The sequence below is a fragment of the Ensifer sp. LBL genome (assembly GCF_050435225.1).
Lineage (GTDB): Bacteria > Pseudomonadota > Alphaproteobacteria > Rhizobiales > Rhizobiaceae > Ensifer.
Window position 1 is genome coordinate 187,935 of the sequence record NZ_JBNDJY010000002.1, and the last position, 19,484, is coordinate 207,418.

Below are 19,484 nucleotides of genomic sequence, written 5' to 3' on the forward strand. Positions count from 1 at the left end.
CAACCTTGCCCGAGGAGAGACCCATGAGCCGCGAAATCCGGCTGAATGCCTTTGACATGAACTGCGTCGGCCACCAGTCGCCGGGGCTCTGGACCCACCCGCGCGACCAGTCCTGGCGCTACAAGGATCTCGATTACTGGGTGCATCTGGCAAAGACGCTCGAGCGCGGCAAGTTCGACGGCCTGTTCATCGCCGACGTGCTCGGCGTCTATGACGTGCTGAACGGCAATACGGATGCGGCCCTTCGCCATTCGGCCCAGGTGCCGGTCAACGACCCGCTGCAACTGGTGCCGACCATGGCCTATGAGACCCAGCATCTCGGCTTCGGGCTGACGGCCTCGCTCTCGTTCGAGCACCCCTATACCTTCGCGCGCCGCATCTCGACGCTCGACCATCTGACGAAGGGGCGCGTCGGCTGGAACATCGTCACCTCCTATCTCAACAGCGGCGCACTCAACATCGGCCAGGCGCAGCAGGCGCGCCACGACGACCGTTACGATCTCGCCGAAGAGTATCTGGAGGTCTGCTACAAGCTCTGGGAGGGAAGCTGGGAGGACGCAGCCGTCGTGCGCGACCGGGCAAGCGGCATCTTCACCCATCCGGAAAAAGTGCACCCGATCAACCATAATGGCCGCCACTTCACCGTTCCCGGCATTCACCTCAGCGAACCGTCGCCGCAGCGCACGCCCGTGCTCTACCAGGCCGGTTCTTCGAGCCGCGGCAAGGATTTTGCCGGGGCGCATGCCGAGTGCATCTTCGTCGCCGCGCCATCCAAAACCGTATTGAAGCGCTATGTCGCCAATGTCCGCGAGGCAGCCGCGCGCGCCGGCCGCAACCCACGCGAAATCCTTGCCTTCAATCTGCAGACGGTGATCCTCGGCGAAACCGACGCGGAGGCGAAGAAGAAGTTCGACGAGTACCGCAGCCACGTCTCCTACGAGGGTGCGCTGGCGCTGATCTCGGGCTGGACCGGCATCGATTTCGGCCAGTTCGGCCCGGACGAACCGCTGCGCCACCGTTACACCAACGCGGTGCAATCGGCCGTCGAGACCTTTACGACCATCGATCCGGACCGGGTGTGGACCGTGCGCGAAATGGCCGACTGGGTGGGCATCGGCGGCTTCGGCCCGGTGTTCGTCGGCTCGCCCTCGACGGTCGCCGATCTGCTTCAGGAATGGGTCGAGGACACCGATGTCGACGGCTTCAACCTTGCCTATGCCGTCACGCCCGGGACCTTCGAGGACGCCGTCGACCTGCTGGTGCCGGAACTGCAAAGGCGCGGCGTCTACAAGACCGGCTACCGCGAAGGCACGCTGCGAGAAAAGCTCTTCGGCGCCGGTCCAAGGCTTGCGGCGCCGCATCCGGGCGCCGGCTATCGCGACCTCGCCGGTCAGAGGGAGGCCGTCGCAGCCTCCGCTTAATCGAAGACATCACAGAAACGCCGCCGGAACTTCTGTTCAGGCGGCGTTTTTTTTGCACAATTACCTGTGCGCCAGGTTCAGCTGTAGAGGCTGACCGGCGGGATCCGCCCGTTGAGCGCAAAGTCGCCGACCTCGCGCGCCTTATAGGCGACCGGATCGTGCAGCGTGTGGGTGCGAACGTTGCGCCAGTAGCGGTCGAAGCGATAGTGGCCGGCCGTCGCCCGCGCGCCCATCAATTCGAACACCCTTGCGGTCACGTCGAGCGCCACGTGGGTCGAATGCACCTTGGCCGCATAGGCCTCGATCGCCGCTCTGCCCCGTGCCTCGGCCGTCACCGATTGGCCCTCGGACAAGGCCGCTTCGACCGCTCCCGCTGCCGCATCGGCGAGCGCAACTGACGCCTTAAGGCTCGCCTGGAGCCCGCCGATCGCCTCGAGGATATAGGGGTCGTCGCCAGCGCGTTCGACGCCTGATGTCACCCAGGGACGCGTCGTGCTGCGGACATAGTCGAGCGCCGCTGCCAGCGCCCCCTCGGCCGTGCCGAGATAGAAATTGACGAAGACCAGCTGGATCAGCGGCGTGTTGAAGGTCGCCAGCACCGCTGGCGGGTCGGACGGATCGGCAAGCGGCTGGATGAAATCTCGCCCATAGACCGGAAAGTCGCGGAACTCGACGCTGCCGCTGTCCGACAGGCGCTGGCCGATATTGTCCCAGTCGTCGTTGGCGATATAGCCGGGGCGGTCGGTGGGCACGACGAAGTTGGCGATCTTGCCGTCGAGCACCGCATTGACGTTGATGCGGTCGGAGACATGGGCGCCGGTCGAGAACGTCTTGCGGCCATTCAAGACGTAGTGCGCGCCGCGCCGCTCCAGCGTCAGCCCGGGGTCGCGCGGGTTGACGGCGGCCCCCCAGTAGAGCTGCCGTTCCACCGTTTCGGCACCCAGCACCCAGGCCTGCCGGGGGTCGGCGGCCGCCCAGTAGACGTATTGGCTGTTGACGTAGTGGTAGCCCAGCAATTGCCCGATCGAGCTTTCGCCGCGCGCGACGATGCGCACCAGCCGCAGGCCGTCGATCCAGTTCAAGCCGGCCCCGCCGATCTCCGGCGAATGCAGCGCCGTCAACAGACCGGCCTGGCGGAGTGCCTCGATCTCCTCACGCGGCGGCGCGCCCACCCGGTCGAGTTCGGCGCCCCGCCGGGCAAGATCCTGTGACAGCGCCTCGGCGCGGGCAAAAAGCTCCCGTCGCCTTTCGTCATGCTCGGCATTCACCAGCGCCGGTTCCCTGAGGAAGTGTACGTTGCTCATCCGCCTCTCCTTGGTTGAGGCGATATAATGAACTTATTCTATAGACAATAACAGCAAATGGATTTCGACTTAGGTAGGACGCCGAGAAAGTCCTACCCGCCAAGGTAACGAGACCGCCTACCTCAGGCGCGGCTCCGCGAAATGCGATAGACGCTGGCGGGCGGCAGGTTGAGCGGCACCCAGCGCCGGAACGAAGCCTTGAGGCCAAGCTCGTCCAGAACGCGGGGAGAGATCGGGCATCGCGGTCCATAGGTAAACTGGAACAGGCTTCCGTCCTCGGCAAGGTGATGGAAGACCGACGAAAGGATCGCCCGCACGGTCTGCGCCGGCATGGACAGAAGCGGCAGGCCGCTGATCGCCGCGCCGACCGACTTCACCGAAGGCAGCGCCAGGTTCTGGGCGTCGCCCTCGATCAAGGTCGCACTCGGGAACCGCTCCCGCAACAGGTTGGCGAAAGCCGGATTGCGCTCCACGAGGATGAGATTGTCCTCATAGACGCCATTGCGCAGCAGTGCCCGCGTGAAGGCTCCGGTCCCGGGCCCAAGTTCGAGCACATTGCCGCAGAGCGGGCCGATCTCGGTGGTCATGGCGACCGCCAGCCGCCTGCTCGAAGGCGCGATCGCCGCAACCTCAAGCGGTCTTGTTGCCCAGGATCTGAGGAAGAGCAGGAAATCCGATGCCGTTTTCTGTTTGGTCAAGATGAGCCTCCGTTTTGCAACGGCGGCTGGTATCGCTCCTTGTCGGATGCCGCGCATTAACCCGGGTTAAGCTTGGGCGGTGGCCTCGGCCCGCACGCGCTTGGCGATGCGACTGAGGCCGACCGGGGTAATGCCGAGATAACCGGCGAGGTCCTTCTGCGGCACGCGCGCGACCACCTCCGGTTCCTCGACAAGCAGCGCGCGATAACGTTCCGCGGGATCAAGCGTCAGGAACTGGCGTTCGCGGCGCTCCTTGCGCTCAGCCAGCATCATCAGCGCGCTTCGGATCATCCGCGACCAGCCAAGATCGGTGTCGGCCAGCGCCTGCAGCGTCACGAACGGAATTCTCTCGAGGCGCCCACCTTCGACCGCGATCGCCGAAAAGCTCGCCCGCCCGGCGGGCACCAGAGCCGAGAGGCTCGCAAAGAACCGACCTTCGATGGCGAAGGACTTGATCCATTCCTCGCCATCGGCACGCAGATAGGTGAGCTTCACCAGGCCGCTTTCGATCACGTAGACATAGGGATGCGGCTCATCCTGATGGAAGACGGTTTCGCCGGCCCTGATGCTGCGCACCTGGATCGCCTCGGCCAGCCGCTCCGCCTGCGCCAACGGGTGCCCGGCGATACGCTCGAACAGTGAAATCGCAGCGCCCTGTCCGCGCTTAACCTCGGTTAATGCCATCCCCGACCCCCCGTTGCAGATTCGACAGCGCAACAACGGGAAATAGATCACATGGCACGCTACATCGTCACCGGGGCAAGCTCGGGAATCGGCCGGGAAATCGCACTGCAACTGGCTGCGAGAGGGCACGATGTCTTAGCACTTGGCCGCGACCGGGAGCGGCTGGAGGACTTGGCCCTGCGAAACCGGAGGATCGAAACGCGGGTGGTGGATCTCCGCGATCGGGCCGCGGCCATCGCCTGCGGCAGCGCGCTGGCGGGCGATCCGATCGACGGTCTCATCAACAACGCGGCTATCCAGCACAATGTCCGTTTCGATGACCCCTACTACGACGTCGAGCACATCGCCGACGAGGTCGATACCAATCTGCTTGCGCCGATGTTGCTGTCGCGGCTGCTTCTGCCGAAGACGCCCGGACGCCCCTTCGTTATCGTCAATGTCGGCTCAGCGCTCGCCTGCCATCCAAAGACGACGTCTGCGGTTTACAGCGTGACCAAGGCGGGGCTGCGCATGTTTTCGGACGCGCTCTCCGTCCAGCACCAGGCAGACGCGGTCAGGGTGGTCGATGTGGTGCTGCCGCTTGTCGATACCCCGATGACCTCGGGGCGGGGGAAGGGAAAGATCAGCGCGGCCTATGCGGCAAAGGAAATCCTGCGCGCGCTCGAACCGGGCGCCACCCGCATCCATGTCGGCAAGGCACGGCTGCTGCGCCTGCTCGAAATGATAGCGCCACCTGTGGCCGCCGCGATCATCAGGAAGCTCTGACGCCGCGATTGTTCGGTCGCGCGCGATCGCAGGTACAGCCGACGAGGTCAGCCGGCTTCGGCGTCCCTCAAGGCGACGATCTCGGAGGCGTTGTCGTTGGCGGCGAACTGCTCCAGCGTCATATTGTCGAGGATCGAGGCGATCGCGTCGCGAACGTTGCTCATCGACTTGCGCACATGACAGTTGACCGGATCGGCACAGTCGTCGCAGGCCTCGAATGCGGTGCGGCTGGCGCAGCGGATCGGCGCCAGGGGGCCGTCGAGCGTGCGGATGACCTGGCCGATGCGAATGTCGGAGGCCGGCCGTGAGAGCGAATAGCCGCCGCCCGGACCTTTCTTCGAGCGCAGGATGCCGGCATTGCGCAATTCGAGCAGGATCGCATCCAGGAACTTCTTCGGAATGTTGTTCCGCGTGGCGATCTCGGTGATGAAGGCGGTCTCTCCGGGCTCCAGTTGAGCCAGGTCGACAAGGGCCTTGAGCCCGTATTTTCCTTTTTTGGTCAACATGTCACTTCACTTTCCTGAACAAGGAAAGCCGCCACAAGTCCGCGTTCCGCGGCATTCACCGGGGGAAACGGGTTGTGACGGCCGCACTCTTTCGCTTAGGATGTCCTACACCCAAACTGCACCATTCTCAATAAAATACGTCAGTTACTGCATAGATTTAGTGATTTTAGAAGGCGCTTTTATGGCAGGGGAGAATTTCACTCCCTTGAGCAGGCGGTTTTGCCGCAAAAACCTGCAGTCGCTTGCCTCAAGCGCCACGAAATCCAGCGTCGGAGCGCCGCAGGCGCCGCTGTTCAGGATGCGATCAGACCGTCAGATGCCGGCGCGCCTCTGGCGTGTCCAGCGTTTCGGGCGCGCCCTCGTGAACCACAGCGCCGCGGTCCAGGATGTAGACGTGGTCGGCGAGCTCGCGGCAGAAATCGAGATATTGCTCGACCAAGAGGATCGCCATGCCGGTCGAATCCCTGAGGTAGCGGATCGCCCGGCCGATATCCTTGATGATCGAGGGCTGGATGCCCTCCGTCGGCTCGTCGAGCACAAGGATCTTCGGCCGTGTCACCAGCGCCCGGCCGATCGCCAGTTGCTGCTGCTGGCCGCCGGAGAGGTCACCGCCGAGACGGCCAAGCATCGAGCGCAGCACAGGGAACAGGTTGAAGACGTCCTCGGGTATCGAGCGGTCGCCGCGTTTCAGCGGCGCGTAGCCGGTCTCGAGGTTTTCCTTGACGGTCAGCAGCGGGAAGATCTCACGCCCCTGGGGAACGTAGCCGATGCCTTCTTTTGCCCGACGATAGGGCGCCATGCCGGCGAGTGCGACGCCGTTGAAGCCGATCGCGCCGGCGCTGACCGGGTGCTGGCCGGTGATCGCTCGCAGCAGGCTCGACTTGCCAACGCCGTTGCGCCCGAGCACGCAGGTGATCTTGCCCATCTCGGCCGTGATCGACACGTTTCGCAGCGCCTGCGCGGCGCCGTAATGTAGATTGACGTTTTCGACGCTGAGCATGGCGCGCCCTCCTTGAAGATTTTCGGTGTCGGTCATCACCGGCCAAGATAGTTCTCGATCACTTTCGGATCGCTGCTGACGAAATCGATCGAGCCTTCCGCCAGCACCGCCCCTTCGGCAAGGCAGGTGACCTTGACCCCGAGTTCACGGATGAAGCCCATGTCGTGCTCGACAACGACGACCGATCGGGTCTTGGCGATCTCCTTCAGCAGGACCGCCGTCTCGGCGGTTTCGGCGTCAGTCATGCCGGCCACCGGTTCGTCGACCAGCAGCAGTTCCGGCTCCTGGGCAAGCAGCATACCGATCTCCAGCCATTGCTTCTGTCCGTGCGACAGGTTGGCGGCGAGATCGCCCCGACGCGAAGAGAGGCGGATGGTGACAAGGATTTCCTCGATCCGCGCCTTGTCCTCGGCCGTCACGCGATAGAACAGCGTCGAAAACACGCCGCGCTTGCGGTTGAGCGCGAGTTCGAGGTTGTCCCACACCGTGTGGCTTTCAAACACCGTCGGCTTCTGGAACTTGCGGCCGATGCCGAGCGAGGCGATCTCCGCTTCGTCCTTCTTCGTCAGGTCGATCTCGCCCTTGAAGAAGACCTGCCCTTCGTCCGGCCGGGTCTTGCCGGTGATGATATCCATCATCGTCGTCTTGCCGGCGCCATTCGGGCCGATGATCGCCCGGAGTTCGCCGGGCTCGATAACGAAAGAAAGCGCATTCAACGCCTTGAAGCCGTCGAAGGAGACGGAGACGCCGTCGAGATAGAGAAGGCTGGTCGGCTTGGTCTGCCCGATTGTCTGGTTCATGTCGTTACTCCGCCGCCATGGGTTCAACGGCCAGATTGTCCGGCGCTTCAGCCGCCCGCGCCTTGCGCGCCGCACGCCGGCGGGCGAGATAGCCGCCGGCCGTTCCGACGACGCCCTTCGGCAGGAACAGGGTGACGAGCACGAAGAGGCCGCCGAGTGCGAAGAGCCAGAATTCCGGGAACGCTGCCGTGAAGATGCTCTTGCCGCCATTGACGAGGATGGCGCCCACGACCGGGCCGATCAGCGTGCCGCGCCCGCCGACCGCCGTCCAGATCACCACCTCGATCGAATTGCCGGGCTCGAACTCGCCGGGATTGATGATACCGACCTGCGGCACGTAGAGCGCGCCGGCAATACCCGCCATCATCGCCGAGACGGTGAAGGTGAAGAGCTTGATGTGTTCGACCCGGTAGCCGAGGAAGCGCGTCCGGCTTTCCGCGTCGCGGACTGCGACGAGCACCTTGCCGTATTTGGAGCGCACGATCGCCGACGTCAGGATGAGGCAGAGCGCCAGCATCAGCGCCGAGGCCGCGAACAAGGCGGCGCGGGTGCCGTTGGCCTGGATGTTGAAGCCGAGGATGTCCTTGAAGTCGGTCAGGCCGTTGTTGCCGCCGAAGCCCATGTCGTTGCGGAAGAAGGCGAGCAGCAGCGCATAGGTCATCGCCTGGGTGATGATCGAGAGATAGACGCCGTTGACGCGCGAGCGGAAGGCGAACCAGCCGAAGACGAAGGCAAGCAGCCCGGGCACCAGAACCACCATGAGGGCGGCGAACCAGAACATGTCGAAGCCGTGCCAGAACCAGGGCAGTTCCTTCCAGTTGAGGAACACCATGAAATCCGGCAGCAGCGGATTGCCATAGGAGCCGCGCGCGCCGATCTGGCGCATCAGATACATGCCCATGGCATAGCCGCCGAGCGCGAAGAAGGCCGCATGCCCGAGCGAAAGGATGCCGCAGAAACCCCAGACGAGATCGAGCGCCAGTGCCAGGAGAGCATAGGTGAGATACTTGCCGAACAGCGAGACCAGATAGGTCGGCACGTGCAGTGGATGGTCGGGCGCGGTCAAGAGATTGAGCGCCGGGACAAGCATGGCGAGGCCGACAAGGATCGCCACGACTGTGAGGATGCTGCGGTCTGCTGATTTCATCAGAAACGAGGTGATCATGCTTCCACCGCCCTTCCCTTGAGTGCGAAGAGCCCGCGCGGTTTCTTCTGGATGAAGAGGATGATCAGCACCAGGACGAGGATCTTGCCGAGCACGGCGCCGGCATAGGGCTCGAGGAACTTGTTGAGAATGCCGAGCGAGAAGGCGCCGACGAGCGTGCCCCAGAGATTGCCGACACCACCGAAGACGACAACCATGAAGCTGTCGATGATGTAGCCCTGTCCGAGATTGGGCGAGACGTTGTCGATCTGCGAGAGCGCGACGCCAGCCATGCCGGCAATGCCGGAGCCGAGCGCGAAGGTCAGGGCATCGACGAGCGGCGTGCGGATACCCATGGAGGACGCCATGCGCCGGTTCTGGGTCACAGCCCGCATCCGAAGCCCCATCGGCGTCTTCTTCAGCAGGAACAGGAGGGCCGCGAAGACCGCCAGCGCGAAGACGATGATCCAGAGGCGGTTCCAGGTGATCGTCAGCCCGCCGAGATCAAACGCGCCGGACATCCAGGAGGGATTGCCGACCTCGCGGTTGGTCGGCCCGAAGAGCGAACGCACCGACTGCTGCAGGATGAGCGAGATGCCCCAGGTGGCGAGCAGCGTCTCGAGCGGGCGGCCATAGAGAAAGCGGATGACGCCGCGCTCGATTGCAAGGCCCACCGCGCCGGTCACGAGAAAGGCAAGCGGCAGCGCGATCGCCAGCGACCAGTCGAAGAGGCCGGGATAGGCGTTGCGTATGACCTCCTGCACCAGGAAGGTCGTGTAGGCCCCGAGCATGACCATCTCACCATGGGCCATATTGATGATCCCCATGACGCCGAAGGTGATGGCAAGGCCGATTGCCGCCAGCAAGAGGACCGAACCGAGCGACAGCCCGTACCAGACGTTCTGGCCGGCGCTCCAGAAGGCCTGGGTCTGCTCGATCCGGGCGATCGCCGCCTCGATATCGGGTTTGAGGGAAACATCGGCAGTGGCGAGAGCAGAGGTCAGGACGGCAAGCCCGTTCCGCCCATTGCCTTCGGCAAGCAGCGCGATCGCCTGCCGCTTCTGATCGTCGGGGCGATCCGAGACGAGCAGCGTCACCGCGCGAGCCTCGTCGAGAACCTGGCGCACGGTCCCGTCCTTTTCGGCCGCGATCGCCGTTTCGATTGACTCGAGCGCATCGGCATTCGGCGCCTGCAGCATGGATTGCGCCGCCTTCAGCCGCGCACTGGTATCGTCGCTGAAGAGCGTAAGGCCTCCGAGCGCGCTGCGAACGGCACGACGCACGGCGTTGTTGACCTTCACCTTCTGCATCGCCGCCTTCGGTGCAGTTCCGGCCTCGGCAGCGGTCACGGGATCGACGAGCAACAGGTCTGCGCCCTGCGCCTTGACGAGGAAGACCTTGCCGTCGGACTTGCGCTGATAAAGTTCCCCCTCGCCCAGCGCCTCAAGCACCGGAATAACCTTCGCTTCGCCGGTCTTCGCCAGCGCCGTTATGTGGTCGTCCATGTCGGAAAGTTTCGCGCTGCCCAGCTGGTCGATCAGCGGGCCGAGGTCTTCGGCTGCGCGAGAACCGACCACATGGGCCGATATCACCAGGCACAGCGCAACAAACAGGATCTGCAGAATTCGGTACATGGCCCCCTCGTCCGGGTCCGGTCATGCGGCGCATGCACAAACCCGTCATAGCCCCAGGCAGGCTCCCTTCGCTCGTGCGCGCCGCCGAACGAAGGGCATGCCTGTCTCAAGTTTTCGTCATGCAATCACTGTCCGGGCGGCAAGCCGCCCGGTCTATGACTAGGTGATGAAATCAGGAGCCCTTGCCGCCGCACTTGCCGGTGGCAACGTTGAAGTTGCCGCAGGACATCGGCGCGCGCCAATCGGAGATCAGGTCCTTCGAGTCGGGCAGATAGTCGGACCATTCGTCGCCGACGACGAGGCCGGGCGTTTCCCAGACGGTCTCGAACTGGCCGTCGGCCTGGATCTCGCCGATCAGCACCGGCTTGGTGATGTGGTGGTTCGGCATCATCGTCGAGTAGCCGCCCGAAAGGTTGGGCACGGAGACGCCGATCATCGCGTCGAGAACCTTGTCCGTATCGGTCGTGCCGGCCTTCTCGACCGCCTTCAGCCACATGTTGAAGCCGATGTAATGCGCTTCCATCGGGTCGTTGGTCACGCGCTTGTCGTTCTTGGTGTAGGCTTTCCAGGTCTTGATGAACTCGGCATTAGCCGGCGTATCGACCGACTGGAAGTAGTTCCAGGCGGCGAGATGGCCGACGAGCGGGCCGGTATCGAGGCCGGCAAGCTCTTCTTCGCCGACCGAGAAGGCGACGACCGGGATGTCCTCGGCCTTGACGCCCTGGTTCGCCAGTTCCTTGTAGAACGGCACGTTGGCATCGCCGTTGATGGTCGAGACGACGGCGGTCTTCTTGCCGGCCGAGCCGAACTTCTTGATGTCGGAAACGATCGTCTGCCAGTCGGAATGACCGAAGGGCGTGTAGTTGATCATGATGTCCTCGGGCTTCACGCCCTTGGCGATCAGATAGGCTTCGAGGATCTTGTTGGTCGTGCGCGGGTAGACATAATCGGTGCCTGCGAGCACCCAACGCTCGACGCTTTCGTTCTCCATCAGATAGTCGACGGCCGGGATCGCCTGCTGGTTCGGTGCAGCCCCTGTGTAGAAGACGTTGCGCTGGCTTTCCTCGCCCTCATACTGGACGGGATAGAAGAGGATCGAATTCAGCTCCTCGAACACCGGCAGAACCGACTTGCGCGACACGGACGTCCAGCAACCAAAAACCGCCGAGACCTTGTCGACCGAGACCAGTTCGCGCGCCTTCTCGGCAAAGAGCGGCCAGTCGGACGCCGGGTCGACGACGACGGCCTCGAGCTTCTTGCCGAGCAGGCCGCCCTTCTTGTTCTGCTCGTCGATCAGCATCAGCATGGCGTCTTTCAGCGTCGTTTCGGAAATCGCCATGGTGCCGGAGAGCGAATGCAGGATGCCGACCTTGATCGTGTCGTCCGCGGCGAAAGCGCCGCTGAACGCCGTTGTCGACAGGATGGCGGCCAGGAATGCGCCGGTCACGCTTGCCTTGATAGTCATCTGATGGAACCCCTCTCGTTCTGGAGCAACTGGCCTTTCGGTGCTTCTAGCCGCTGCTTGAGGGGATCATCGGACAGCCACGCTGCACTGCACATACGTCATTCTACGTAGGCGCCGGGGGCAAAGAGGAACGCCAGAGATCGCCTGGCCGCGGGCAGTTGCATAGCAACGATGGCAGCGGCCTTGACCTTCCCATCGTTGGAAGCCCTAGAACCTAATCTGGCCGCAGGTCAGGGGGCGTGCGGCCTCGCCACATATTCGACGCGAATCGACTGGTAGCAGAGCGGCTATCGCCGGTCGTTGACGCAGGGGAATGCCGAAAGACATGACGTCCTCACTCCATCCGCATTGGGATACGGCCCGGGAGAAACGTTCGCTCGTCCTGCGCTTTGTTGCCTTCGCAATCCTGCTGGCAAGTCTTCTGCTCGGCGGAAACGCGGGTGCGGAACGCATGCACGCGGTCGTCGTCGTCAGCTACCTCGCCATCAGCGTGGCGTCGGTGGCGACGGCGCGTTATCTGCCCGGCCGCACCTCGCTGACAACCCTCTTCGTCGTTCTCGATGCGCTGTTGGTCGCGCTGCTGCTCTATGCCCATATTCTGGCCGGTCCGGTGACGGCGAACCACAATCTGACGACGACCAGCCTCGTCGTCGCCTTTATCCTGCTCGTCCATGTCGGCCTCAAGCTCGAGAGACGCCTGGTCCTGCTCTTTTCCGCCATTGTGCTCCTATCCTGGGTAACGATGCTGGCCATGACTGCAGCAAGGCACGATGCGTCCGGTCCGCTTTCGCTGCTCGGAGCGTTCTTCAACCAGGATCTTGGTTTGACCGTGAGCTTCGGCTTCACCGCCTTTGCCATCTATCTTCTTGCGCGCGACCACGACCGGACGCGCAAGGAAGCGTTGAAGGCCGACCAGCGGCGGCAAAATCTCTCGCGCTTCTTCTCGCCGCTGGTTGTTTCCGCGCTTCAGGAGAAAGGCGATGTGCTCGGCCTGGAGCGGCGCAGCGCCGCAATCATGTTCGTGGACCTGCGCGATTTCACCAGCTTTGCCGAGGCGGCACCGGCACCTGAACTCGCCTTCGTGCTTGCCGAATACCGCCAGCTCGTCTCGCAGACGATCTTCGAACACGGCGGTACGGTCGACAAGTTCATCGGCGATGGCGTCATGGCGGTCTTCGGCCAGCCAAGGCCAAAGGAAGACGACGCCGACAGGGCGCTTGCCTGCGCGCTCGATCTCGTCGACATCCTCACGGACTGGAAGAACCACAACGCGCGCAACAACCATCCGGCGCTCGATGCCGGCATCGGGCTGCACTACGGCACCGTCGTCGGCGGCGTTCTCGACAGCGGCTGCCACAGCGAATTCACCGTCATCGGCGACGCGGTCAACGTCGCCCAGCGCCTGGAATCCATGACCAAGACGCTGCAGGTGCCGCTCGTCGTCTCCGCCTCACTGATGTGCCGGCTTCAAGGACCCGCACCGGAGGCCGCATGGATATCGCACGAGGCGGTCGTGCTGCCAGGTCGTCGCCTTCCGGTCGACATCTGGTGCCTCCAACGGGAGGCCGGGTCAGCTCATGCGACCGAGGACGAGCCCTCCGCCGCTCCGCAGTCGCTGACGATTACCGACCGCTGAAGCTGAGCTTGAAGCGCGTGGTGAAATCGCCGCCCCACCACATGGGGAAGTTCGTGCCCCACTTGTTGTTGTGGATGTTGAAGCGGACACCGGCGGAGTAATCGGGCAGGTCCTTGCAGAAGGCCATGAACGGCCAGGACTGCGGCGCCACCAGCGGCGTGTCGAGGTTTTCGACCATCAGCTCGACGCTCGATTCCGAGCGTCCCTTCACCGCCGTGACGGCCTGTAGCTGTGCACCGCCGGCGCGGGTGAAATTCGCGGTGGCGTGCCAGTGCCCCATCTTGCGCACGTCCCAGGCGGATTGCCCCTCAGGCGTGAACGACAGGAAGCTCGCTTCCGGCATGCGGTTGGCGTTCTTGCCATAGAGGGACAGCCGGACATCGAGCCCGTCCTTGCCTGCGGAAAAGTCGATGGCGATTTCGGCCGGCGCACCCAATTGCTCCACGGCCTCGATGGGCATTTCCGCGACGATCGATGTCGCCGTCGTACCCCGAAGCCTCGGAGCATAGGTCCGAGACCGGGCCTCCACGACATTGGCAAGGCCGGGCTTGTCGTGATCAAGCACCGCCCAGTCCATCCATTGGGTCAGATAGGTATCCATATGACGCCGCACGTCGCCGGCATCATAACTTTCGTAGCGATAGGCGATCAGCGAGCCCTCGGCACCTCGCACGGTCCGGCCGTCCGGCGCGGTCAAGGCGGCGACATCGCCCGTTGCCGGATCGAGGTCGATGATCCAGCCGCCAACTTGCAGCCGGGTGGCGGAATTTACCGGTTCGGGACACGGCGGCGCGGCAAGCTCGATCAGCGCCGCTCCGGCACGCGCGGCATCTTCTGCGTCGAGTTCCGCCACTGCCTGCTCAAGATAGGCACGCTGCTCGGCCCAGGACGCCTCGGTGTACTGGAAGCGCGGATCCGTCTTTCGCGCGGTCTCGAACGCCGATCGTGCCCAGGCCTTCTCGTCGCGCAGGAAGGATTTGATGTCGACGCCGCAGGTATGTTCGGCGACCAGCGCCAGCTTGCGTCCGAACGCCTGGCGGCTTGCCGTCAACCGCTCCTCGGCGAAGCGGTCATAGAGCCGCTGCAGCGCCAGATACCGGGCGATTTTTTCCGGATCGGTGCCGCTGCCGTGGATCCAGCTATCGCCGAGTTCCTTCTCCACGACCGGGAAACGTTCGCGCGCCGCCCACATAAGCTTGCCGTAGTCCTCGAGCGTCGCCGCGCGCACGGTTGCAGCCGGCTCGTGTTTGAGGATTTCGCGATAGGCTTCGGCCGCCTGCGACACGCTCTGCGGGCCGATGTTGTCGCTGGTATGGGCGAAGCTCAGGCCATCGGAGAGACCCTCGGGGAAATACGTCTCGCCATAGGAGCGCTGGTACATGACGACGATTTCCTCGCCGCCCGGCGCCCGCCAGCGGAAAATATCCGGGATTTCCGGCGGCGGCGAAGCGGAGTTCACGCCGATGTGCAGGAAGCGCACGCCGGCTTCCGCGAGCAGCGGTACCATGCCGAGCGTATGGCCGGGCACATCGGTCATCTTGGCGGCTATCGTCTTCAGGCCAAAGCGATGGTCGAGCTCCTGCGCGTAGGAAAGCCCCGCCTTGAAAAGGTCCGGGGACATCAGTTCCGTATGGGTGGTGAAGGGCAGCGCGTGCCAGCGGATCAGGCCGTGCTCGATCGCCTGCTCCAGCCGGGCAACCTCCTCCTTCGAACGTGTATTCAGATGATCCCAGATCAGCCAGGCGCCGGTCGTCCAGACGAACAGCGGCTCGTTTGGGTTCTCATTGTAGAAGTGTGCACCGGTTTCAATCGCCTGCGGAATGAAGCGCTCGTGATACTGCTTTCGGATCTTCTCGGCATGATCGGTAAAGCCGATATCGAGATGGGTCTTGAAGACGACGTGGATGCGTTTTTCGGTCATGTTCGCTACCTTCAGCCGACGGTGCCCCGCACGATCAGGCGGGTGTTGAGTGTCTCGGTAAACGGCTCGGCATCGGGTGCCCTAAGCCGCATCAGGATGAGGCGGACGAGCGCACGCACGCGCTCTTCGAGGTCGATGCGCACGGTTGTGAGGTTGTAGCTCTTCCAGTGCGCCTGCGGGATGTCGTCGAAACCGACGACCTTGACGTCCTCTGGCACCGAAAGCCCGAGTTCGTGGCGTAGCGCGTCGATCGCTCCGAAGGCACCGACGTCGTTGGCCGCGAAGATCGCATCGGCACCTTCGCCGATCCTGAAGAGATCGAGCGTCGCCTGGTAGGCGGTGTCATAGGTGTAATCGCCGGCAAGCACGACCGGCGCATCCATGCCGCGTTCGGCCAGCGTTTCCTTCAGCGTGCGCTCTCGCTCGGCATTGGCGAGCGACTGCGCCTTGCCGCCGAGATAGGCGATGCGCCGCGCGCCATAGCCCTGAAGCAGGGCCACGGCCTGCTCGATGCCGTTCTTCTGCCGCACGAGCAGCCGGTCGTAAAGCGTGCCGGAGGAGGCCCCCGCAAACTGCTTCACGTCGTCGTAGATCACGTAGATCGGTACCGCGCGGTCGAGAAAGCCGCAGAGCACGTCGGGCAGGATGTTCTCGGTAAAGGCGATCACCGAATCCGGATTGAAGCCGCGCATATAGGTGAGCAGCCGCGGATCCATGCTGAAATCGGCCTTGGCCTTGAAGAGCAGCGTGGCGAAGCCTTCCGCCTGCAGCGCCGTCGTCAATGCGTCGATCTCCTGGCTCTCCCAGGGGCTGCAGACGTCGGGCACGATCATGCCGACGAGATGCGAGCGGCCGGTCACCAGCGAACGCGCCGCCATGTCGGGCGTGTAGTTCAGTTCCCGCGCCACCTGCAGGATGCGGTCGCGCTTTTCCGGCTTCAGCGAAGCGTTCGGGTTGAAGGCCCGCGAAACCGCCACGCGGGAAACATTGGCCTCGCGCGCCACCTGGTCTGCGGTGGCTCGGGCAGCTTTCTTGTCGGCGCGCTCGTTCATCGATCCGTCACAAAATGAAAACGTGTTCATTCACAAAAGAGAGCAATGCGGCGATTTCGTCAAGCGGAATAGGTGTTCCGCCAAATTTTACGCGTAGAACACATGATCCATGTTGACAAAGATGAAAGCGTGTTCATTCTTGACCGTCGTCGAGACGCCGAACCTGGAGGAGGGACGGACTGTCGCAACCAGACACATAGGTCCTTGAGAGGATCGACCGGGAGGAGAAAACATGCGTACCAGGTTTCATTCCCTATTGCTCAGCGCAGCCGCGGCCATCGCCTTTGCAGCACCCGTGAGCGCCACCGAACTCAACATTACCTGCCGCTGCATCATCGGCGGCGTAAACAGCGGCATGGCCGAGTGGATCGAAAAGAAGGTCATTCCGGCCTTTACCGAGAAGATGAAGGCCGAAGGCAAGGACGTCACCGTCAAGCTCACCCAGTTCGGCGGTGAGGACGAGCAGCTGACGCAGCAGCTCGCGCTCGATTTCTCCACCGGCGCCGGCCCGGATGTCTCCGGCTTCGACGGCTTCCTGATCCCGAGCTTCGTCCAGGGCAATCTCCTGAAGTCGCTCGAGGAAGTGGCCGGCCCAGACGTTCCGAAATGGGAAGGCTGGCAGCATATTTCCGACGGCACCAAGGCGCTGATGAGCTACCAGGGCAAGCCCTATGGCATCGCGCTCGGCACCGACGCCCGCATGATCTTCGTGCGCAAGGACCTGTTCAAATCGGCCGGCCTCGATGCCGACAGCTGGCAGCCGAAGTCCTGGGACGAGTTGCTCGACGCCGCCCGCAAGATCAAGGCGGCCGCCCCCGACAGCTTCCCGTTGCAGCTCAATGCCGGCGTCTCCATGGGCGAGGCGACGACGATGCAGGGCTACTGGATGGCGCTGCTCGGCACCGGCGAACAGGTCACCGACGACAGCGGCAAATATATCGTTTCGAGCCAGGGCATTCTCGACACGTTGAAGCTCTACAAGACCATCTATGTCGACGACAAGCTCGGCGACCAGCGCGCGCAGCTGCTGGCCGACGGCCGCAACCGCACCTTCGCCAATTTCCGCGACGGCAAGACGGCGATGCTCGTCGAGGGCGACTGGTTCTATCGCTCGGTGACAGCGCCCGGCGCCGAATTCGCCGTTGCCGATCGCGACAACAACATGACCTGGAAGAAGATGCCGGCCGCGGCGCCCGGCAAGGGCCTGCGCGGCCAGGACTTCGTCACCATGTCCGGCGGCACCGGCTTCGTCATCAATCCGCATACGGACGCGCCTGCCGAATCCTGGGCGCTGCTGTCCTTCATGAACAGCAAGGAGCAGCTCGACGCCTTCCAGGAAATCCAGCCGGCCATCCGCATCCGCGACGACGTGGCAATCCCGAACTCGCCGTTCCTGACGGAAACGGCGACGACCCTGCTGCCGATCACCACGGCCCGTCCGAACGACGCCAACTACAACAAGGTCTCGACCGAGATCCAGCGCATGACGGAAAGCGTCGTTTCCGGCGAGCTCTCGCCTGAGGACGCGATGGCCCAGTACAAGGCGGCCGTCATCGCCATCGTCGGCGAAGAAAACACCGTCAGCACGCTCTAAAGCCAATGCGGGATACGGTCTCAGCGAGGCCCTCATCCCGCTTCGATCCAACGACAGAGCGCCCGGCTGCCATCCGTGGCCGGGCTCCCGATCCAGGATATGGGCATGAAACGCGCATGAAGAAATTCTCCCTGCTTTCGACGCGCGCCGGCGCGCTTTTCCTGGCACCGGCGTCGGCCCTCGTCGGGGTCTTCGTCATCATTCCCTTCTTCTGGGTGATCTTCGTATCCTTCACCAACCGCACGCTGCTCGGCCGCACGGCCGTCGACCCCGATTTCGTCGGCCTGCAGAACTATTTCGCGCTCTTCAATCCCACGACCTTCTTTACCCGCGGCCAGTTCGGTTTCTCGCTGATCCTGACGATCCAGTTCGTGCTGCTCTCGGCCCTCATCGGCCAGGCGCTGCTCGGCCTGCTGCTCGCCTGGCTCAGCCAGACAGTCACGCCGACGCTCAAGTCCTTCCTGCAAACAGCCGTCATCGCCGCCTGGATCCTGCCGGAGGTGGTGATCGGCTTCGCCTGGTTCGCCTTCCTCGACTACGACAACGGCACGCTCAACATGATCCTGCGCGGCCTCGGCCTGCCGCCCGGCGACTGGCTGTTGCAGCAACCCTTCTGGGTGATCGTGTTCTTCAACACCTGGCGGGGTGCCGCCTTCTCGATGATGCTGTTCAACTCGGCCTTCCAGTCGATCCCGCCAAGTTATTTCCAGGCGGCAGATGTGGCCGGCGCCACCTCCTGGCAGAAGCTGCGCGACATCGCGCTGCCGCTGATCCGCGGCCATGTCGTCACCGACCTGATCCTCATCACCATGTGGACCTTCAACGTCTTCACGCCATTCCTGCTCACCCATGGCGGACCGTCCTATCGCACCGAGATCCTCTCGATCTACACCTACCGCATCGCCTTCAAGGACTTCGAGTTCGGCAAGGGCGCTGCCGTCGGCGTCGTCATCATGCTGATCAACCTGGCATTCGCCCTCGTCTATCTTCGGCTTGCCCACAAGAAGCCGGTGGAGGCGGAATGATGCGGAAGAAAACTCAAAACATCTTCGTGCGGCGCACGATCTTTGCGGCCGCCGCCACCTTTCTCGGCACTGTCTTCGCGCTGCCGCTCGCCTGGTTCATCTTCGCACCGTTCAACGCGCGTGCCGAACTCGGGCTCGCGATCCCCTCGCCCTTCACGCTCTCGAACTTCGCCACCGTCTTCCAGAACACGTTTGCGATGCAGGCACTGCTGAATAGCCTGATCCAGGCGGCGGGCGGCGTGGTGCTGGTCGGCGCGGCGGCGACGCTTGCCGCCTATGCCCTCTCGCGCTCGCCGATCCCCGGCAAGGGCGCGGTCACCTATATCCTGCTGCTCTTCTCGTCGGTCGTTTCAGGCTCGGCGGCGATGGTACCGATCTTCCTGATCATCTCGGCGGCCGGGCTGATCGATACCCATCTCGCCGTGATCCTCGTCTTTGCCGGCGGGCTGCTGCCGACGGCGATGTTCATTCTGCGCGATTTCATCGACGCCATTCCACGTTCCTATGAGGAGAGCGCAATGGTCGCCGGCGCCTCGCCGCTCCAGGCCTTCTTCGATGTGGCGCTGCCGGTCATCCGGCCGGGCATCGTCGTGGTCGTCGTCTGGGCCTTCGTCAACATCTGGGGCAGCTTCCTCATTCCCTTCATCCTGCTGCGCAGCGACAAGCTGATGCCGGCGTCGGTCGCCATCTATTCCTTCTATTCGGAGGCCGGCACGCCGATCGTCACGCTGCTTGCCGCCTATTCGCTGATCTACTCCCTGCCGGTCATCGCCCTCTATCTCTTCGTGAATTGGAAATTCGGTTTCCGGTTCTTCGGTGGCATCAAGTCGTAATC

The 19,484-nt window shown here is 63.4% G+C and carries 17 protein-coding genes; 6 read left to right on the forward strand and 11 right to left on the reverse strand.

Annotated elements, in window-relative coordinates; translation table 11 throughout:
* Positions 1-23: 23 nt before the first annotated feature.
* Positions 24-1,421, forward strand: a complete 1,398-nt coding sequence (locus OKW20_RS08185) for an LLM class flavin-dependent oxidoreductase (RefSeq protein ID WP_043617538.1) — start codon at positions 24-26, stop codon at positions 1,419-1,421.
* Positions 1,422-1,498: 77 nt separating this feature from the next.
* Here OKW20_RS08185 and OKW20_RS08190 read toward each other — a convergent pair whose 3' ends face one another.
* From OKW20_RS08190 to OKW20_RS08200, 3 genes are all read right to left on the reverse strand, one after another.
* Positions 1,499-2,725 carry an acyl-CoA dehydrogenase family protein gene (locus OKW20_RS08190; RefSeq protein WP_429171389.1) on the reverse strand — a complete coding sequence of 409 codons (1,227 nt, stop codon included), beginning with the start codon at positions 2,723-2,725 and terminating at the stop codon, positions 1,499-1,501.
* Between the two features lie 122 nt (positions 2,726-2,847).
* Positions 2,848-3,423, reverse strand: a complete 576-nt coding sequence (locus OKW20_RS08195; protein WP_429171391.1) for a class I SAM-dependent methyltransferase — start codon at positions 3,421-3,423, stop codon at positions 2,848-2,850.
* A 66-nt stretch (positions 3,424-3,489) separates the two neighbouring features.
* Entirely contained in the window at positions 3,490-4,107 is a 618-nt protein-coding gene (locus OKW20_RS08200; protein WP_429171393.1) for a Crp/Fnr family transcriptional regulator, read from the reverse strand.
* 51 nt (positions 4,108-4,158) lie between these two features.
* On the opposite strand from OKW20_RS08200, the gene OKW20_RS08205 reads away from it, so the two are divergent.
* Positions 4,159-4,872: an SDR family NAD(P)-dependent oxidoreductase gene (locus tag OKW20_RS08205; protein WP_429171395.1), complete on the forward strand. Its 714-nt coding sequence runs from the start codon at positions 4,159-4,161 to the stop codon at positions 4,870-4,872.
* 47 nt (positions 4,873-4,919) lie between these two features.
* Here the strand turns inward: OKW20_RS08205 and OKW20_RS08210 are convergent, their stop codons facing one another.
* From OKW20_RS08210 to urtA, 6 genes are all read right to left on the reverse strand, one after another.
* Positions 4,920-5,378, reverse strand: coding sequence for an RrF2 family transcriptional regulator (locus OKW20_RS08210; protein ID WP_029742909.1), 459 nt, complete (start codon positions 5,376-5,378; stop codon positions 4,920-4,922).
* Between the two features lie 304 nt (positions 5,379-5,682).
* A complete protein-coding gene (urtE, locus tag OKW20_RS08215) occupies positions 5,683-6,378 on the reverse strand; it encodes an urea ABC transporter ATP-binding subunit UrtE (protein ID WP_429171397.1) in 696 nt (231 codons plus the stop codon).
* Positions 6,379-6,413: 35 nt separating this feature from the next.
* Positions 6,414-7,178 carry an urea ABC transporter ATP-binding protein UrtD gene (urtD, locus tag OKW20_RS08220; protein ID WP_429171399.1) on the reverse strand — a complete coding sequence of 255 codons (765 nt, stop codon included), beginning with the start codon at positions 7,176-7,178 and terminating at the stop codon, positions 6,414-6,416.
* 4 nt (positions 7,179-7,182) lie between these two features.
* Positions 7,183-8,343, reverse strand: coding sequence for an urea ABC transporter permease subunit UrtC (gene urtC, locus OKW20_RS08225; protein ID WP_429171401.1), 1,161 nt, complete (start codon positions 8,341-8,343; stop codon positions 7,183-7,185).
* Positions 8,340-9,956 (reverse strand): urea ABC transporter permease subunit UrtB, encoded by a 1,617-nt coding sequence (gene urtB, locus OKW20_RS08230; RefSeq protein ID WP_429171403.1) that lies wholly within the window; start codon positions 9,954-9,956, stop codon positions 8,340-8,342. Before urtB ends, urtC begins: the two co-directional genes overlap by 4 nt.
* A 172-nt stretch (positions 9,957-10,128) precedes the next feature.
* A complete protein-coding gene (urtA, locus tag OKW20_RS08235; RefSeq protein ID WP_402324985.1) occupies positions 10,129-11,421 on the reverse strand; it encodes an urea ABC transporter substrate-binding protein in 1,293 nt (430 codons plus the stop codon).
* Between the two features lie 325 nt (positions 11,422-11,746).
* On the opposite strand from urtA, the gene OKW20_RS08240 reads away from it, so the two are divergent.
* Entirely contained in the window at positions 11,747-13,057 is a 1,311-nt protein-coding gene (locus OKW20_RS08240; protein WP_429171405.1) for an adenylate/guanylate cyclase domain-containing protein, read from the forward strand.
* Here the strand turns inward: OKW20_RS08240 and OKW20_RS08245 are convergent.
* Both OKW20_RS08245 and OKW20_RS08250 read right to left on the reverse strand, forming a co-directional pair.
* Positions 13,044-14,978: a DUF5054 domain-containing protein gene (locus OKW20_RS08245; RefSeq protein ID WP_429171407.1), complete on the reverse strand. Its 1,935-nt coding sequence runs from the start codon at positions 14,976-14,978 to the stop codon at positions 13,044-13,046. The two genes, OKW20_RS08240 and OKW20_RS08245, sit on opposite strands and share 14 nt — an antisense overlap.
* Positions 14,979-14,989: 11 nt before the next feature.
* Positions 14,990-16,030 carry a LacI family DNA-binding transcriptional regulator gene (locus tag OKW20_RS08250; RefSeq protein WP_429171408.1) on the reverse strand — a complete coding sequence of 347 codons (1,041 nt, stop codon included), beginning with the start codon at positions 16,028-16,030 and terminating at the stop codon, positions 14,990-14,992.
* Positions 16,031-16,262: 232 nt separating this feature from the next.
* On the opposite strand from OKW20_RS08250, the gene OKW20_RS08255 reads away from it, so the two are divergent.
* From OKW20_RS08255 to OKW20_RS08265, 3 genes are all read left to right on the forward strand, one after another.
* Entirely contained in the window at positions 16,263-17,624 is a 1,362-nt protein-coding gene (locus tag OKW20_RS08255) for an extracellular solute-binding protein (protein WP_429171410.1), read from the forward strand.
* 116 nt (positions 17,625-17,740) lie between these two features.
* On the forward strand, positions 17,741-18,649 hold the full coding sequence (locus tag OKW20_RS08260) for a carbohydrate ABC transporter permease (protein ID WP_429171412.1): 909 nt from the start codon (positions 17,741-17,743) through the stop codon (positions 18,647-18,649).
* On the forward strand, positions 18,646-19,482 hold the full coding sequence (locus tag OKW20_RS08265; RefSeq protein WP_429171413.1) for a carbohydrate ABC transporter permease: 837 nt from the start codon (positions 18,646-18,648) through the stop codon (positions 19,480-19,482). The genes OKW20_RS08260 and OKW20_RS08265 overlap by 4 nt, the downstream gene beginning before the upstream one ends.
* Positions 19,483-19,484 lie beyond the last annotated feature (2 nt).

Coding starts and splice junctions, on each gene's coding strand:
- OKW20_RS08185 (WP_043617538.1), top strand. CDS start 24: ATGAGCCGCGAAATCCGGCTGAATGCCTTTGACATGAACTGCGTCGGC.
- OKW20_RS08190 (WP_429171389.1), bottom strand. CDS start 2,725: ATGAGCAACGTACACTTCCTCAGGGAACCGGCGCTGGTGAATGCCGAG.
- OKW20_RS08200 (WP_429171393.1), bottom strand. CDS start 4,107: ATGGCATTAACCGAGGTTAAGCGCGGACAGGGCGCTGCGATTTCACTG.
- OKW20_RS08205 (WP_429171395.1), top strand. CDS start 4,159: ATGGCACGCTACATCGTCACCGGGGCAAGCTCGGGAATCGGCCGGGAA.
- OKW20_RS08210 (WP_029742909.1), bottom strand. CDS start 5,378: ATGTTGACCAAAAAAGGAAAATACGGGCTCAAGGCCCTTGTCGACCTG.
- urtE (WP_429171397.1), bottom strand. CDS start 6,378: ATGCTCAGCGTCGAAAACGTCAATCTACATTACGGCGCCGCGCAGGCG.
- urtD (WP_429171399.1), bottom strand. CDS start 7,178: ATGAACCAGACAATCGGGCAGACCAAGCCGACCAGCCTTCTCTATCTC.
- urtC (WP_429171401.1), bottom strand. CDS start 8,343: ATGATCACCTCGTTTCTGATGAAATCAGCAGACCGCAGCATCCTCACA.
- urtB (WP_429171403.1), bottom strand. CDS start 9,956: ATGTACCGAATTCTGCAGATCCTGTTTGTTGCGCTGTGCCTGGTGATA.
- urtA (WP_402324985.1), bottom strand. CDS start 11,421: ATGACTATCAAGGCAAGCGTGACCGGCGCATTCCTGGCCGCCATCCTG.
- OKW20_RS08240 (WP_429171405.1), top strand. CDS start 11,747: ATGACGTCCTCACTCCATCCGCATTGGGATACGGCCCGGGAGAAACGT.
- OKW20_RS08245 (WP_429171407.1), bottom strand. CDS start 14,978: ATGACCGAAAAACGCATCCACGTCGTCTTCAAGACCCATCTCGATATC.
- OKW20_RS08250 (WP_429171408.1), bottom strand. CDS start 16,030: ATGAACGAGCGCGCCGACAAGAAAGCTGCCCGAGCCACCGCAGACCAG.
- OKW20_RS08255 (WP_429171410.1), top strand. CDS start 16,263: ATGCGTACCAGGTTTCATTCCCTATTGCTCAGCGCAGCCGCGGCCATC.
- OKW20_RS08260 (WP_429171412.1), top strand. CDS start 17,741: ATGAAGAAATTCTCCCTGCTTTCGACGCGCGCCGGCGCGCTTTTCCTG.
- OKW20_RS08265 (WP_429171413.1), top strand. CDS start 18,646: ATGATGCGGAAGAAAACTCAAAACATCTTCGTGCGGCGCACGATCTTT.